Annotated in this window: 13 protein-coding genes and 1 tRNA gene; 9 read left to right on the top strand and 5 right to left on the bottom strand. The window is 39.3% G+C overall.

The genetic code is table 11. From position 1 onward, the window contains the following. The first annotated feature begins 59 nt into the window (after positions 1-59). A complete protein-coding gene (locus tag ACPBEH_RS05995; protein ID WP_424348577.1) occupies positions 60-710 on the top strand; it encodes a hypothetical protein in 651 nt (216 codons plus the stop codon). A gap of 85 nt (positions 711-795) precedes the next feature. Here ACPBEH_RS05995 and ACPBEH_RS05990 read toward each other — a convergent pair whose 3' ends face one another. Continuing rightward, entirely contained in the window at positions 796-1,437 is a 642-nt protein-coding gene (locus tag ACPBEH_RS05990; RefSeq protein WP_056947748.1) for an SDR family oxidoreductase, read from the bottom strand. A gap of 373 nt (positions 1,438-1,810) precedes the next feature. Here ACPBEH_RS05990 and sdaAB point away from each other — a divergent pair, with 373 nt between their 5' ends. From sdaAB to ACPBEH_RS05960, 6 genes are all read left to right on the top strand, one after another. After that, positions 1,811-2,461, top strand: coding sequence for an L-serine ammonia-lyase, iron-sulfur-dependent subunit beta (gene sdaAB / locus ACPBEH_RS05985; RefSeq protein ID WP_096585450.1), 651 nt, complete (start codon positions 1,811-1,813; stop codon positions 2,459-2,461). A 16-nt stretch (positions 2,462-2,477) separates the two neighbouring features. Then, on the top strand, positions 2,478-3,371 hold the full coding sequence (gene sdaAA, locus ACPBEH_RS05980) for an L-serine ammonia-lyase, iron-sulfur-dependent, subunit alpha (RefSeq protein ID WP_011374027.1): 894 nt from the start codon (positions 2,478-2,480) through the stop codon (positions 3,369-3,371). Between the two features lie 29 nt (positions 3,372-3,400). Continuing rightward, positions 3,401-5,338 carry an OPT/YSL family transporter gene (locus ACPBEH_RS05975; protein ID WP_424348576.1) on the top strand — a complete coding sequence of 646 codons (1,938 nt, stop codon included), beginning with the start codon at positions 3,401-3,403 and terminating at the stop codon, positions 5,336-5,338. Beyond that, positions 5,319-5,672 (top strand): PqqD family protein, encoded by a 354-nt coding sequence (locus ACPBEH_RS05970; RefSeq protein ID WP_011374029.1) that lies wholly within the window; start codon positions 5,319-5,321, stop codon positions 5,670-5,672. Before ACPBEH_RS05975 ends, ACPBEH_RS05970 begins: the two co-directional genes overlap by 20 nt. Positions 5,673-5,729: 57 nt before the next feature. Then, the gene (locus ACPBEH_RS05965; RefSeq protein WP_112207027.1) at positions 5,730-7,151 is read left to right on the top strand and encodes a C69 family dipeptidase; all 1,422 of its coding nucleotides are present in this window, start codon (positions 5,730-5,732) and stop codon (positions 7,149-7,151) included. A 73-nt stretch (positions 7,152-7,224) separates the two neighbouring features. Beyond that, complete coding sequence (locus ACPBEH_RS05960; protein WP_016264606.1) at positions 7,225-8,076, top strand: YitT family protein; 852 nt, start codon at positions 7,225-7,227, stop codon at positions 8,074-8,076. Positions 8,077-8,169: 93 nt separating this feature from the next. On the opposite strand, the gene ACPBEH_RS05955 is transcribed toward ACPBEH_RS05960, so the two are convergent. The 3 genes from ACPBEH_RS05955 to ACPBEH_RS05945 all read right to left on the bottom strand — a co-directional run bounded on the left by ACPBEH_RS05955 (position 8,170) and on the right by ACPBEH_RS05945 (position 10,036). Beyond that, complete coding sequence (locus ACPBEH_RS05955; protein WP_424350054.1) at positions 8,170-9,033, bottom strand: IS3 family transposase; 864 nt, start codon at positions 9,031-9,033, stop codon at positions 8,170-8,172. Between the two features lie 11 nt (positions 9,034-9,044). Further along, positions 9,045-9,728, bottom strand: coding sequence for a transposase (locus ACPBEH_RS05950; protein WP_424348575.1), 684 nt, complete (start codon positions 9,726-9,728; stop codon positions 9,045-9,047). Positions 9,729-9,820: 92 nt separating this feature from the next. Next, positions 9,821-10,036 carry a DUF2187 family protein gene (locus ACPBEH_RS05945; RefSeq protein WP_011374032.1) on the bottom strand — a complete coding sequence of 72 codons (216 nt, stop codon included), beginning with the start codon at positions 10,034-10,036 and terminating at the stop codon, positions 9,821-9,823. A gap of 197 nt (positions 10,037-10,233) precedes the next feature. Between ACPBEH_RS05945 and ACPBEH_RS05940 the strand changes: the two genes are divergently transcribed. After that, positions 10,234-11,076, top strand: a complete 843-nt coding sequence (locus ACPBEH_RS05940; protein WP_424348574.1) for a Cof-type HAD-IIB family hydrolase — start codon at positions 10,234-10,236, stop codon at positions 11,074-11,076. Positions 11,077-11,140: 64 nt separating this feature from the next. After that, positions 11,141-11,213, top strand: a tRNA-Thr gene (locus ACPBEH_RS05935). 70 nt (positions 11,214-11,283) lie between these two features. Here the strand turns inward: ACPBEH_RS05935 and helD are convergent. Continuing rightward, positions 11,284-13,581 carry an RNA polymerase recycling motor HelD gene (gene helD, locus ACPBEH_RS05930; RefSeq protein ID WP_424350043.1) on the bottom strand — a complete coding sequence of 766 codons (2,298 nt, stop codon included), beginning with the start codon at positions 13,579-13,581 and terminating at the stop codon, positions 11,284-11,286. Between the last annotated feature and the right edge of the window lie 126 nt (positions 13,582-13,707).

Genomic DNA, 13,707 nt, shown 5'->3' with positions numbered 1-13,707 from the left:
TTTGTGTTTTAGACTAAAATAAGCTATGCTAGGTAGAACATCAAAAAAGGACTGATGAAATGAAAATCGGCGTACAAGCATTTATTAATGAAATTCAAGATCAAACTTATTTAACAGATGAATATGAAATAGCAACACCCAACCCATTTGTGGCAGCTGACTTCTTGGCACAATTGAAACCTGCTGTCAGCAAAGCTGTTGAAAAACAAGCATTGGCTTCTTTTTCAGCATTGACCACTTATGAAGGCGAACAAGTGAAGGTGACGCTAGAAACTGGTGTTGTGAATTTACCATTACAATACATCAAAAAGGTTAACCAATTTTTAGAATTAGAAGCACAAGCAGAAGTGAATATCTATCTCTATGTGACGTCACCACTAGTGAACCGCTCTGGAATGCGGATTGATCTCATTGGAACTGTTGTTGACTTTGAAGCACAAGCTGATCAAGCATGGGCCAAAGTCGAACAACTATTAACACAGGATCTAGAAGCTGTTGAAGCAGGCGCTAAGTTAGCCAAAGAAGCGCCAGTTGAAGCTCCTAAGACCCCTGCTAAGAAAAAAGCAACGCCCAAGAAGAAAACGGCAGCTAAAAAAACAACGACTAAGAAAAAAGCGACAACCACCAAGAAGAAACCTGCGGCAAAGAAAACAACCACTAAAAAGACAGCCGCTAAGAAGACAACGACTAAGAAAAAAAGTGACGCTTAAAGCAAGTATTAAAAAAGGGTCTGGGACAAAAGTAAATTTTGTCTCAGACCCTTTTTTAATACTCGAATATTGATGGTCCACTTTTTTAATCTGCTTGTTCAATTGCTTGTTGGATTGGTAAGTCACCATTTACAAATGAATACTTGTGGTGAATTGTTTGTTCTGGCTTTTCAAGAACAGCTTGAATCATTGCTGCAACATCAGCACGGGCAACTTTCCCGCCAGTTGGTTGCATAGTGAATTGCGCTGTACCGGCATCATTGGTTAATGTGCCGGGTCTGAGGATAGTCCAGTCCAAACCAGAGAATTCAAGCCAGTGATCAGCATAGTATTTAGCCGCATAATAAGGCTTGATGCTTTCTGGCCATTTTGCGCGGTCTTCAACGAAGAGTGCACTGACCATGACATAGCGTTTCACATCCGCGATTTTAGCAGCCGCCATACTTTTAACAGCGCCGTCTAAATCGACTAATAGCGTTTGGTCATCACCAGTTTTACCACCGGAACCAGCAGTAAAGACGATGGCGTCATGTTCAGCGAAAAGAGGTGCTAGTTCTTTAGGTTGTTTCGTTAAGTCAAAAGAAACGGGTGTCGCACCTAATGCTGTCATTTCAGTTGCTTGTGCCTCATTGCGAATACCTGCAGAGACGTTGTGACCTGCTGCAACGAGTTTGGGAATTAGTAATTGACCGATGTTACCATGGGCACCAATAACGAATATTTTCATAATAGAGACTCCTTTGCTGATTATCTTAAGATTCATTATAGTAGTTATTATTAGTAAGTGCAAAGTAAAAGACTCGTGTTATAGCACAATTAGTAAAACAATTATAAATCGTTTTTTCTAATGTGATTTATGAGATTTAAATAAGAAATATAGGCGATGCATAGACGTTAAATAAACCTTTTTATATAATTAACATGGTAAAGCTTGCCAACCATTTAATAACCTTCTCATAATCACATAAATATGCTTATTGTAATATAATGAACTGTTATTCAATTTGTGTTATGGTACAGGTATAAGGATTGTGATGTATTTTACAATAACCTAATTTAACAAGCTGTTATTTAATTTTTCTTGAGGAGAGGCGTTTAGAATGACAAACCAATATCGTAGTGTTTTTGATATTATTGGACCGATTATGATTGGACCATCCAGCTCACATACTGCTGGTGCGGTTGCTATCGGACACGTTGCCAATCGGCTTTTCCATGCTCCGATTCAAAAGGTCATTGTGCGTTATTATGAATCTTTTGCACAGACCCATCAAGGTCATGGAACGGATTACGCCATTATTAGTGGCGTTTTGGGATTTGATCCTGCTGATCAACGAGTACCGATGGCTGTTGATTTAGCTCGTCGTCAGGGGATTGAAGTCGAATTCATTGAAGATCCTGGTGATAGTCCAGTCAATCATCCCAATACTGCTGAGTTAACGCTTATTAATTCGCAAAAATCACTAACGATTTGGGGTTGTTCAATCGGGGGTGGGACAATCGAAATTCGGAAGGTCGATTTAAACGGCATTATCTTCCAACCTGATGGGCCACTACCCATTATTTTCGTTGAAGCCGATCAAGAGATTGGGACTGCTTTGGACCACATCTTCAAGGATAATTACCGGGATGCGCGGATTTCGGTTCGTGTACCAGGACGCTTCTTGTATAAATTAGAGTTACTTGATAAGCCATATCCAGAACAAGTTGAACAGGTTCGCGGTATGAGTAAAGATATGATTGTATTATAGAAGGCGGTGAAATGGGATGTACACAAAAATTCATGAGTTAGTTCAAACAGCGCAAGAACGACAACTCCCAATTTCGGAATTAATTATCGAGCAAGAAATCAAGATGAGCCATTCTAGTCGAGAAATTATCTGGGCAACAATGGGGAAGAACTTAGATGTCATGCTTGCTGCGGAAGAAAAAGGGGTAACCGGCGAAGGCGTTCAGTCAGCAACCGGGATTACTGGTGGTGAAGCCGTTTTGATGAAACGGTATCGCGAAAAAGGGCAATCGCTATCAGGTGATATCATGTTGGAAGCCGTTCAAAATGCCATTGCAACAAATGAAGTTAATGCGTCAATGGGGATTATTTGTGCAACACCAACGGCAGGTTCTGCAGGTACTTTACCAGGTATTTTATCGGTGATTACAAAACAGTTATCACTCGATCGTGATGCGCAGATTCGTTTCTTATTTTGTGCGTCTGCTTTTGGGATGGTTGTTGCTAATGATGCGATGATTGCGGGTGCAACAGGTGGTTGCCAAGCAGAAGTCGGAAGTGCCTCAGCAATGGGGGCGGCCGCAGCAGTCGAAGCAGCTGGTGGAACACCACAACAATCTTCAGAAGCTTTTGCAATGGCCATGTCTAATTTATTAGGATTAGTTTGTGATCCCGTCGCAGGGTTAGTTGAAGTGCCATGTGTTAAGCGGAATGTGATTGGGTCCGTCAACGCTTTAACAAGTGCTGATATGGCACTTGCTGGTTTAGTAAGTAAAATTCCAGCTGATGAGGTCATTAGTGCAATGAAGAGTATTGGTGAAAACCTACCTTCAACACTGAGAGAAACTGGCTTAGGCGGTTTAGCAGCAACACCAACTGGGATTGCGCTTAAAATGCAAATTTTTGGTCAAGATATGAGTATTGATAAATAAATAGCTTTGCTATTTTAGGAGGAAATTCGATGCAAAAGAAGCTTTCAAAATCAGCATACGGTGGCATTTCGGGAGAAAAGTATGTCCCGTATGTCAGCCAAGGGAATAAGAAAGTCGGTAATACAGCCATTTTAATTATGGGGAGCTTATTAGCTATTATTTTCGCAGCTTCCACAGCTTATTCAGGAATGAAGGCCGGTTTAACTGTTGCGGCCGGCATTCCAGGTTCAATCATTGGTTCAGGTTTAGTAGGGGCTTTCGCTAAATCAAAAGGGATTTTAGGTAAAAATATCATGCAAGGGATGTCCAGTGGTGGGGAATCAATCGCCAGTGGGATGATTTATGTTTTACCAGCCATCGTTTTAATTGGTGGTCATATCAACTTTATTGAAGGATTAATTGTTGGGATTTTAGCAATTCTCTTTTCAATTGGGACATCTTCATTAGTGCATAACTACTTAGTTGTTGAAGAACATGGTAACTTGGTTTATCCAGAAGCCATGGCGATTTCAGAAGCGCTAGTTGCTTCTGATACTGGTGGCGATTCTTTGAAATACATGGGAATTGGCTTTGGTATCGGTGGCGTTATTACGATGTTAACAACTTCTGTTTTTGGTGTTGTTAACAATATGATGAACTATGTTGGCTCATCATTTTATAAATGGAAATTAGACGTTGAAGTTAACCCCTTACTAGCAGGGATTGGGTTCATTGTTGGGTTAGAAGTCGCATTAACAATGTTTGCGGGTGCTTTATTATCAAACTTTGCCATTGCACCACTTATCGGTTACTTTACTGATATGGCTGGCAACGGCGCTCATGTTTGGAATAACGCAAGCTTAGCTGTTAACCAAATGACAGTTAACGATTTAGCAAGTTCATACGTTAAATATATTGGTGCTGGGATGATGCTTTGTGGTGGTTTAATTGGTGCCATTAAATTAATCCCAACAATTGTCACATCAATCAAGAAGACATTAAACGCTAAAAACACAACAGGTGAAGATAAAAACACACTTGGCATGGTTTCAATTGTACTTGGTGCTGTTGGGATCTTTGTAATTGGTATTATTATTGCCCAAAACTTCATGATGGGGATTGTTGGTGCATTATTAGCTGTTATCTTAAGTTTATTATTTGTTATCGTATCAGCTCGAATTGCCGGTACAATTGGTTGTTCTAACTTACCTGTATCAGGGATGACAATTGCTTCATTAGTGATTATGACGGTTGTCTTCGTCTTATTCGGTTGGACAAGCAATGCACATACACAAATCTTATTAATGTTTGGGACTTTCGTTGTAACAGCAATCGCTGTTGGTGGTGGCTACATGCAGTCACAAAAAGTAACTTATGTTATCGGTGGTTCTAAATCAGAAATGATGAAATACTTCATGATTTCAGCAGTTATCGGTGTTGTTGTTGTTATTGGAACAATCAGCATCTTATCACCACAATTTGTCACAGACAGTGCAACACCTGCTTTTGGTTTGCCACAAGCTAACTTAATTGCAACGTTAACATCAGGTATCATGTCTGGTGAATTACCATGGATTATGATTATCGTTGGGGTTGCAATGGCCATTGTATTATACTTCTTAGAATTACCAATTATGACTGTTGCGATTGGTTTTTACTTACCAATTTCAACAACATCAATCATTTTAATTGGTGCTTTAATTAAAGTGTTTATCGATAAAGTTACTGGTGATGAAGCTGTTAAGAATAATCGAATCCAAAGTGGGATTAGTTTATCTTCAGGTTTAATCGCTGGTGGTTCAATTATCGGCTTAATCGGGATTATCCTCCATGTCACAGGTGTTCTAAAAGACCGCGTGATTTCAGGTTTTGCAAGCAGTAACGAAATGGCATTGATTCTCTTAGTTGTCATGATTGTTGCGATTGCAGCACCATTGATGATGATCAAAAAAGGAGGAGATAGCGAAGATGAGGAAGCAAAAAGCTGAAGTTGATTTAAATCAACTAATCTTTGCTAAGGTCCCAGAAGTTAAGTTTCAATTAAAAGCGGGACAGGTAACCATTATTCGTCCTCAGGATCATTGGATTCAACGATTCTTTAGACGGTTACACGTCAGAATTCCAGCTGAATCAAAATTGACGCTGGATGATTATGGTAGTTTCGTATTTAGACACGTTAATGGTCAGCGGAGTGTTTATCAGATTGGCCAAGCACTCGCAGCCGAATATGATGAAACAAACGACTATCTATATGAACGATTACTCGTTTATTTAAATCATTTAGAACAAACTGAACATTTAATCAAACGTGTGACGGATTGAGTTAATTAAAGTTGTGAATCATGATTAAAATAGCTTATAGATAAAGGAGTTTTTCAAATGACAGACAGAATCGAGTTATCCGCATGTACTTCAATGATGGTGGGCAAGAATGCGTCAATTGATGGCTCTACGATGATTTCGCGTAATGAAGATCGCTTTTATGCGATCCACCCTAAACGTTTCTTCGTACAACCAGCAGTGCACAATCGGCACGAAACATATGTTTCTAAATATAATGGGTTAACCATGCCATTACCAGAAGAAGGTTATCGTTATACCTCTACCCCTAATGGTGATTTAAGTGATGGTTTGAATGAAGAAGACGGCATTAACGAAAAAAACGTCGCACTTTCTGCAACGGAAAGTGTCTACGCTAACGAACGGGTTTTAGCATACGATCCGTTGATTAAGAATGGTTTAGCAGAAGACTCAATGTGTTCACTCGTATTACCATACATTAACTCAGCACGTGAAGGGGTTAAATTGATGGGTGATATCGTTACGAAATACGGCTCAGCAGAAGGTAACGGTGTTCAATACAGTGACGAAAATGAAGTTTGGTATCAAGAAATCGTAACAGGTCACCACTGGGTAGCTGTTAAGATTCCAGACGACTGTTACGCAGTTGCAGCAAACCAAGTTGCAATTGAAAATATTGATTTTAATGACCCTGATAACTACATGTGGTCAGAAGGCATTCAAGAATTTGTTAGTGAAAATCACTTGAACCCAAGTGAAACAGAATGGAATTTCCGGAAGATTTTTGGAACAGATACGGAAAAAGACCGGCACTATAACACACCACGTGTTTGGTACGCACAACGTTATCTTAATCCAGAAATTAAACAAGAACCAGAATCAAGTGATTTACCATTTATCCGGAAAGCAAACCGCAAATTAAGTGTGGAAGATGTTCAATATGTGTTAAAATCACATTATAACGAAACAGAATACGATCCACTTGGTAATGGGACGGAAGAACAAAAGACGACTTATCGTGCAATTTCGCTTTCACGGACACAAAATTCCCATATTTGTCAGATTAGAAATAATGTGCCTGATGCGGTGAAAGGTGTTCAATGGTTAGGTTTTGGTGTACCGACATTCTGCCCTCACGTACCTTTCTTTACGAATGCAAATGATACGGATGAAACTTATCGTGAATTGCCAGAAAAGATGACCTTAAAGAATGCTTATTGGTTACATGAAGCATTAGCAATGATTGTTGAATCGCATTATGGTGCGTTTAAACAAGCTGATATCGATTATCAAAAGGCATTATCAGAATGGGCAAGAACTAAGATTGCTGCAACTGATAAAGCAATTGAAAATCAAACTGACGCCGTAGCCTTTTTGACAGCTCAAAATCATGAGATTGCAACGCATTATAATGAAGCAACAACTGATTTGTTAGCACAGTTAGTCACAGAAGGCACGCAATTGTCTAAGTTGACCTTTGTAATGGATAAGAATCTTTAAGAGAATCGGACTTTTAATTAATTTGTCACACTTCCAAGGGGGGAGTGTGACTTTTTTGATGGAGGTGCTGAGAATGACTGATTTAAAAATGAGTTCCAAGCGAATTGTAATCGCAATGGTTTATGGTTTTTTAGCAGCGGTCAGTGTGAATCTATTCTTGATTCCTGCTAAGACGTATTCAAGCGGTGTGACGGGGGTTGCCCAATTATTAACGGCACTAGTGTCACACCTTGGTGGTTCTTTGAGTGTGGCGGCCTTAGTGTTTATCCTGAATGTGCCGCTGTTAGTATTGGCATGGTTTAAAATCAATCATCAATATGCAATTTTCAGTATTGTTGCGGTTTTTACAAGTGTCATTTTTCTAAAAATCATTCCAGTACCAGTTCAACCTATTTTAACGGAACGCTTTGCGGGTGCTCTGTTTGGTGGGGCATTAATTGGCCTTGGTGTTGGTCTTTGTTTTAGAGCTGGTTTTTCAACTGGGGGAACAGATGTCATTGTAACCCTTGTTGGTCGGTTGACAGGTAAACGGGTCGGCGTTGTGAATAACGTCATTAACGGCATGATTATCCTTGCTGCTGGCATTTTCTTTGGTTGGGGTGCTGCTTTATATAGTATCGTTGAAATCTTCGTATCGAGCTTGTTAATGGACTATATTTACACACAACAACAAAAGGTGACAGTAACGATTTTTACAAAGCAGCCAGAGGCATTAAAGAAGCGGATGCGCGAATTTATCCATGGTGCGACCGAATTAGATGGGACGGGCCTATATACGAATCAGGAGACGTCTGTGATTATGACAGTCGTTTCTAAATATGATTTAACGGCTTTGAAATTAGTCGTTCAAGATGCAGATCCGAATGCATTTGTTAATATTCAGTCGACAATGAACTTATGGGGTCGTTTTGAAAGTAATGAATAAAAAAAGAGCCGTTTCAACAATTAATCTGAACCATACCCTGTCAAGTAGACAGATGATTTATAAAAAATGAATGTTTTTTTAAAGTCGTATATTCTATACGGCTTTTTTGTATACTTCGATTGGTGTTAACCCATTGTAAATTGGCATATATCGTTTATTCATATAATAATCAATATATGCGTAAATTCCATCTTTTAAATCGGATAGTGAGTTAAAAGTATGTCGATAGAAATATTCAGACTTCAAAATACCCCAAAAGCTTTCAATCGGCTGATTATCAAGGCAATGTCCCGCGCGGGACATGCTAACATTAATACCATAATGTTCTATCAATCGCTTATATTCAGTTGAGGTATATTGGAAACCTCGATCACTATGAATGATTGGTTTAACATCAGGGAATCTTTTAAAAGCTAATCGTATCGTGTTCATAACCAATTTATTGTCGTTGTGTTTGCTTATCTGATAGGCAACAATTCGTTTATCAAAACTATCTATTATGGCACTTATATAAGCTCGCTCACCGGTATCCCCGTAACTAAGATAGCTAATATCAGTAAACCACTTCTGATTTGGTTTATCCGCATTAAATTCACGACTTATAATATTCCCCGCTGTAAATAAAGACCTGCTACGTTGCCAGATTGGTCGTTTCCGTCTAATATCTGACACAAGTCCCATAATCTTCATTAAGCGTCTAACCGTTTTTATATTAATATCTATTTGATGTTCACGTCTTATTGCACATTTAATTCTAATTGCTCCAAATGTTTTATCTGACTGGTAAAAGCCTTCTTTAATGATTGCCGCTTGTGCTTGCCTGATTTCTTCAGCTTTAGACGGACCAGCCTTTAACCATTTGTAATAGCCACTCCGACTAACTTTTAGTGAAGCACATAGTGCTTTTATTGAATACCGTTTTTCTTGGTGGAGCTCAGATACTGTTGTATATTCCAGGTCATTTGTGGTTAACGAAAATAACCGAATCTTTGTCTGAGCTCCACTTCTTTTTTTGCGATATCTGCTTCCATTTCTAAATACTGATTCCTATTTTTTAGACGTACATTTTCTAGCTTCAAGCGTTCTAATTCAGTTAATTCTTGCTTTTTCTTGTGATGACCACGTCCATCTTTTAAGCCTTCGGCTCCTGAATTTTCATATTTTTTAAGCCAGTTATAGATTTGTTGATAAGATACCCCATACTTTTGAATTGCTGCTTGATAATCTCGACCTTTTTTTAAAGTATATTCAACTATCTCAATTCGTTCTGTAAATGACGTACTACGACCGCTTTTCATAGACGAAAGCCCCAATCTTTTTGGTTTCCATTGCTTTCGTTCATTATAAAGCCTTATCCATTTTCTCAATACTAATCGGTCACTAATATCATATTTTTGTATTGCTTCGCTGATTAATAATCCGTTTTTTACTACGTCTATAACTGCGTCGTGCTTAATTTGTGGGGGATAATTTCTAACTATCTTGTAGGGACGAATCCCGTTAACGCCCCATTTTTGGTATTTTCTAATCCAGTCACGTAGTGATGATTTGGCTACAGAAAAATCTTTGCTGACGGCTGAGATTGATGCTTGATTATTTAGTACAGCTTGAACTGCTTCGATTTTCTTTAAATATGAAATCCGTTTACTCACAAAAATACTCCTCTCTGGGTACACACTTTTTATAATTCAAGTGTCTACTTTGAGGGGAGTATATCAATCTTGTTGGAACGGCTCTTTTGATATTATTTCGTTTTAGCGGCTTTCAATTGTTTAAGATTAACAACAATCTTGTTGTTTAATTCTGAAACGTTAGCTTTATCAACGGCGTCGAAATCCGTAATTGTGACTAAAGCTGAGTTTTCGTATACCTTTTCGACAGTTCCTGTAAAAGCTGACTCTAGATCTTCGTTGACTTTACCAGTGACAATATCACCGATATTGAGATTTTCTTTATCCATCGTAAAAACTCCTTTAGACATAATAAAATTACCAAATAAGGTGATAATAAACTATGTCACCTTAAATAGCAAGCTATAACCAAGCAAAAAGAAAATAAATCGGCGACACAATTGTTAATTGCTATTTAATTCCTAAAGTAAATGGGCTAAAATAGAGTTATGTCAGCGATTACAAACATAACCAAAAAGGAGTTATTATGGAACCTTACTTAGTTTTTTCAGATATTGATGGGACTTTAGTGATTGATCACCAAATTGTAACGCCATTTACCAAACGGGTTATTCGAACCTTACAGCAGCGTGATGTGATTTTTTATATTGCGACAGGCCGCATGTATAATCTCGGTAAAGTAATTGCACGACAAATTAATGATGAAGCCAAAATTATTGCTTCTAATGGTGCTGTTTTTGAAAATGCACAAGGAAGCGTTCAACATCACTTAGGTCGCGCGGCCTTAAAAGCGGCTTATGAAATCGCGCAATCAGATCCCCGTTTATCAGCCCACTTTTTTACAACCGATGCGGCTTATTATACGCGTGAAATTCCACGGTTTGTCGCACGTGATGCGGGGAATCTCACCAGTATGGGGGCTGAAATTGATTATGACTCGGTTGCTGATCTAGACAGCTTGTTGGCAATGAGTGATCAGATTATTAACGGTATCATTGTTTGCCAAGGTGCACCGGCACTATTGGCCTCAGCTAAGCAACGTCTTGCTGAACAAGATGTGATGAGTTTATCATCATCTGGTCCGAATAATATCGAATTAATTCCTAAGGGGATTGATAAGGCAACGGCGATTCGCCAAATTCAAACACTGCATGGGATTGATGCTGACCATACCTTCGTTTTTGGTGATGGTCAAAATGACCTTGGGATGTTGCAAGCCGCCAAGTATAGTGTTGCGATGGGAAATGCTTTACCAGAAGTCAAAGCGGTCGCTAATTATGTGACGGAAACTAATGTGGATGACGGGGTTGCTAAGTTTTTACAACAACATTTTAAATTATCATTATCAGATTCAGAAGTTGGTCTTTAGGGACTTGACCCGCTTTTTATTTTTCGATATACTTATATCACGGTCATCAATTAGCCGTGATTATGCTGTTTTAGCTCAGTAGGTAGAGCATCACCATGGTAAGGTGGGGGTCGTCGGTTCAAATCCGATAAACAGCTTAATAATCATTTGAATTAAAGACTGTTGCTAATGTGCAACGGTCTTTTTTTGTACCAAAAAAGGAAACGATTAGGCAATCGTTTCCTTAGTGGTTATAACGTTTTGATAATATTGAGGGTCTAGATTAGTAATGAGTGGGCTGAGGGTTCCAATCCCCAACAAGGTTAAATCGTGCATTGCACGTGTCATCAATGTATAGAGTAAATCAACGTCACTCGCTTGGCCAAAGGTTGTTGCTGAAATATCGTAACCAATGACAGCGTCGAATTCGAGCCCTTTAGCGAGGTATAACGGTAATATCAAGACGCCTTTTGGCAATGAGCGGGTGGTCTCGGAGATGAGCGTTACCTGATCATCGGGGGTGAGACTGGCGAAAAGTTGACGTGCCGTTTGTTGATCCTTGGTTAAAATGGCGATAGTTGCATGCCGTTTTTGTAGGTGGAAAATTTCTCGCGTTAAGGCGTTTAAACTAGATTCCTTAGTCGTTGTGATGACACGAGGGAGCCGTCCATCACGACTAAAGGCTTGCAAGGCTGTTTCTTTAGGCAATAAGGCTTTTGCAAAATTCGTGATGGGGGCAGTCGCGCGATAGCTCTTTGTCAAACTAATTTGGTTAGTTTTCAATTTTGGAAAAGCCGCACTGAGGCGTTCAATGAAATTACCGGCTTGATAAGTAGCGGTAAAGACGTCTTGCGCGTAATCGCCGAGTACGGTGAATTTAGCATTCGGGAAAGCATGTTGGAGATAGACAAATTGCGCAATGCTATAATCTTGCATCTCATCGACGAATAAGTATTGGATACTGTGATTTTGACCACTATCGGTTAATAAATCACGGAGATACAAAATTGGCGCTGCGTCACTTAAACCGACGAGATGGCGTTCATTATTTTGAGCGACTGTTTCAATCATTGCTTCCCAAACGGCAACCGGAATTGTAGTCGGACAAGCTGTCCGTAAAAAGTTTTGATATTCAGTATACACATCCAAAAAGTAATCGTTATAAATAGCATCGTATAAATCAGCAAAATAATTTTGAACAATTTCCCGGGCAATAAATGCTTGTTCTAAATCGCCAGAATCAAATTCGCGATCACCGACGATGGCGCGGTAGTCATCATCTGATAAGGTATCAATTTTTTCAGCAACCCAATCAAGATGCACCTCTAAATTAATTTGGCGTTTGAGACGCTTAATAAGGGTGTTTTTAGTAGCAATGAATTTATCACCGGGACGCATATTATGTGGGAGATCGAGATAAATTTTATTAATTTGCGCTTTTGTGAAGAAAGGACGATCTTCAAAGTAGAGGTCATTAAAAGCCAATGGCTGTGTAGAAACTTGTTTAACGTAGGCTGTAATTTGTTGCATAAAGGGTGCACTTTCTTTAAAGCGGCGCATTGCTTGCGTCATTTCTGGAAAACTCGCTTGGTCTTTTTCAAAACGATCGAAGAGTGTTTCAACTTGAAGTCCCGAGAAACGGTGGCTTAAAAACTCGGCCATTGTCACTTGACGCATGTTCTTTTCCCCTAAACTGGGGAGCACCTCAGAAATATAGTGACTGAATAGGCGATTAGGTGAAAAAAGAATCATCTGGTCGGCTTCTAAGTTGCTACGACTGTGATAGAGTAAGAAGGCAATGCGTTGTAAAACGGCGGAAGTTTTACCACTGCCAGCGACGCCTTGGACAATTAGTAAATCGGCAGTCGTATCACGGATAATATCATTTTGTTCTTTTTGAATGGTTGCAACGATGTTTTGCATGTACTCATCGCTTTGTTGGCCGAGGACGGCTTGCAGGAGTTCATCGCCAACTGTTTCATTTGTATCAAATAGGTGTTCAATCTGGCCGTTTTTAATCTTAAATTGTCGTTTTAAAGTTAAGTCAACTTTAACGGGACCGTTGGGCGTGTCGTAACTGACGGTTCCCAGGGTGCCGTTATAATAGATACTAGCGATTGGTGCTCGCCAATCATAGACCAAGAATTGGTCTTGTTCATTGATAAAAGTGGCGGTTCCGATGTAGAGCGACTCTTCTTCACCGTCTTCATTGATATCAATCCGACCAAAATAGGGGGAGTCAACTAAATCCGTTAGTCGTTTTTGTTGTGACGTTAGGAGTTTTTCGTTTTCAACGGCAGCTGCGACTAGTTGTTTTTGCTGTTGGACAGCAGCATTGGTTTCCATCCGGTCATCGACTTCCGTAATATTGACCTTGGTAGTATCACCATAACGTTGTTCAATATCTTTAGTTTCATTATAGGCGTTGTCCAATTGTTGGTTGATAACCGTTAGCCGTTGATTGACTTGGTCAACCGTTAAATCAACACGGGCTTGTTCTTGTTGTTGCGTATCTTCTTGTAGCATGGCGACCTCCAGATGTTAGTTGTTATATTATAGTCGTGTTAATGGAAAAAAGCGACCGTTTGACATTCATTTTAAAATCCGTTAGTATGACAGTAATTCAACAAACAGAGTGAAGGATAAGTAGCA

The organism is Latilactobacillus parasakei (assembly GCF_049674265.1).
GTDB classification, from domain to species: domain Bacteria; phylum Bacillota; class Bacilli; order Lactobacillales; family Lactobacillaceae; genus Latilactobacillus; species Latilactobacillus sakei.
This window is presented reverse-complemented; position numbering and strand designations above follow the sequence as displayed.

Coding starts and splice junctions, on each gene's coding strand:
- ACPBEH_RS05975 (WP_424348576.1), top strand. CDS start 3,401: ATGCAAAAGAAGCTTTCAAAATCAGCATACGGTGGCATTTCGGGAGAA.
- sdaAB (WP_096585450.1), top strand. CDS start 1,811: ATGACAAACCAATATCGTAGTGTTTTTGATATTATTGGACCGATTATG.
- ACPBEH_RS05960 (WP_016264606.1), top strand. CDS start 7,225: ATGACTGATTTAAAAATGAGTTCCAAGCGAATTGTAATCGCAATGGTT.
- ACPBEH_RS05995 (WP_424348577.1), top strand. CDS start 60: ATGAAAATCGGCGTACAAGCATTTATTAATGAAATTCAAGATCAAACT.
- ACPBEH_RS05965 (WP_112207027.1), top strand. CDS start 5,730: ATGACAGACAGAATCGAGTTATCCGCATGTACTTCAATGATGGTGGGC.
- ACPBEH_RS05940 (WP_424348574.1), top strand. CDS start 10,234: ATGGAACCTTACTTAGTTTTTTCAGATATTGATGGGACTTTAGTGATT.
- sdaAA (WP_011374027.1), top strand. CDS start 2,478: ATGTACACAAAAATTCATGAGTTAGTTCAAACAGCGCAAGAACGACAA.
- ACPBEH_RS05990 (WP_056947748.1), bottom strand. CDS start 1,437: ATGAAAATATTCGTTATTGGTGCCCATGGTAACATCGGTCAATTACTA.
- ACPBEH_RS05945 (WP_011374032.1), bottom strand. CDS start 10,036: ATGGATAAAGAAAATCTCAATATCGGTGATATTGTCACTGGTAAAGTC.
- helD (WP_424350043.1), bottom strand. CDS start 13,581: ATGCTACAAGAAGATACGCAACAACAAGAACAAGCCCGTGTTGATTTA.
- ACPBEH_RS05970 (WP_011374029.1), top strand. CDS start 5,319: ATGAGGAAGCAAAAAGCTGAAGTTGATTTAAATCAACTAATCTTTGCT.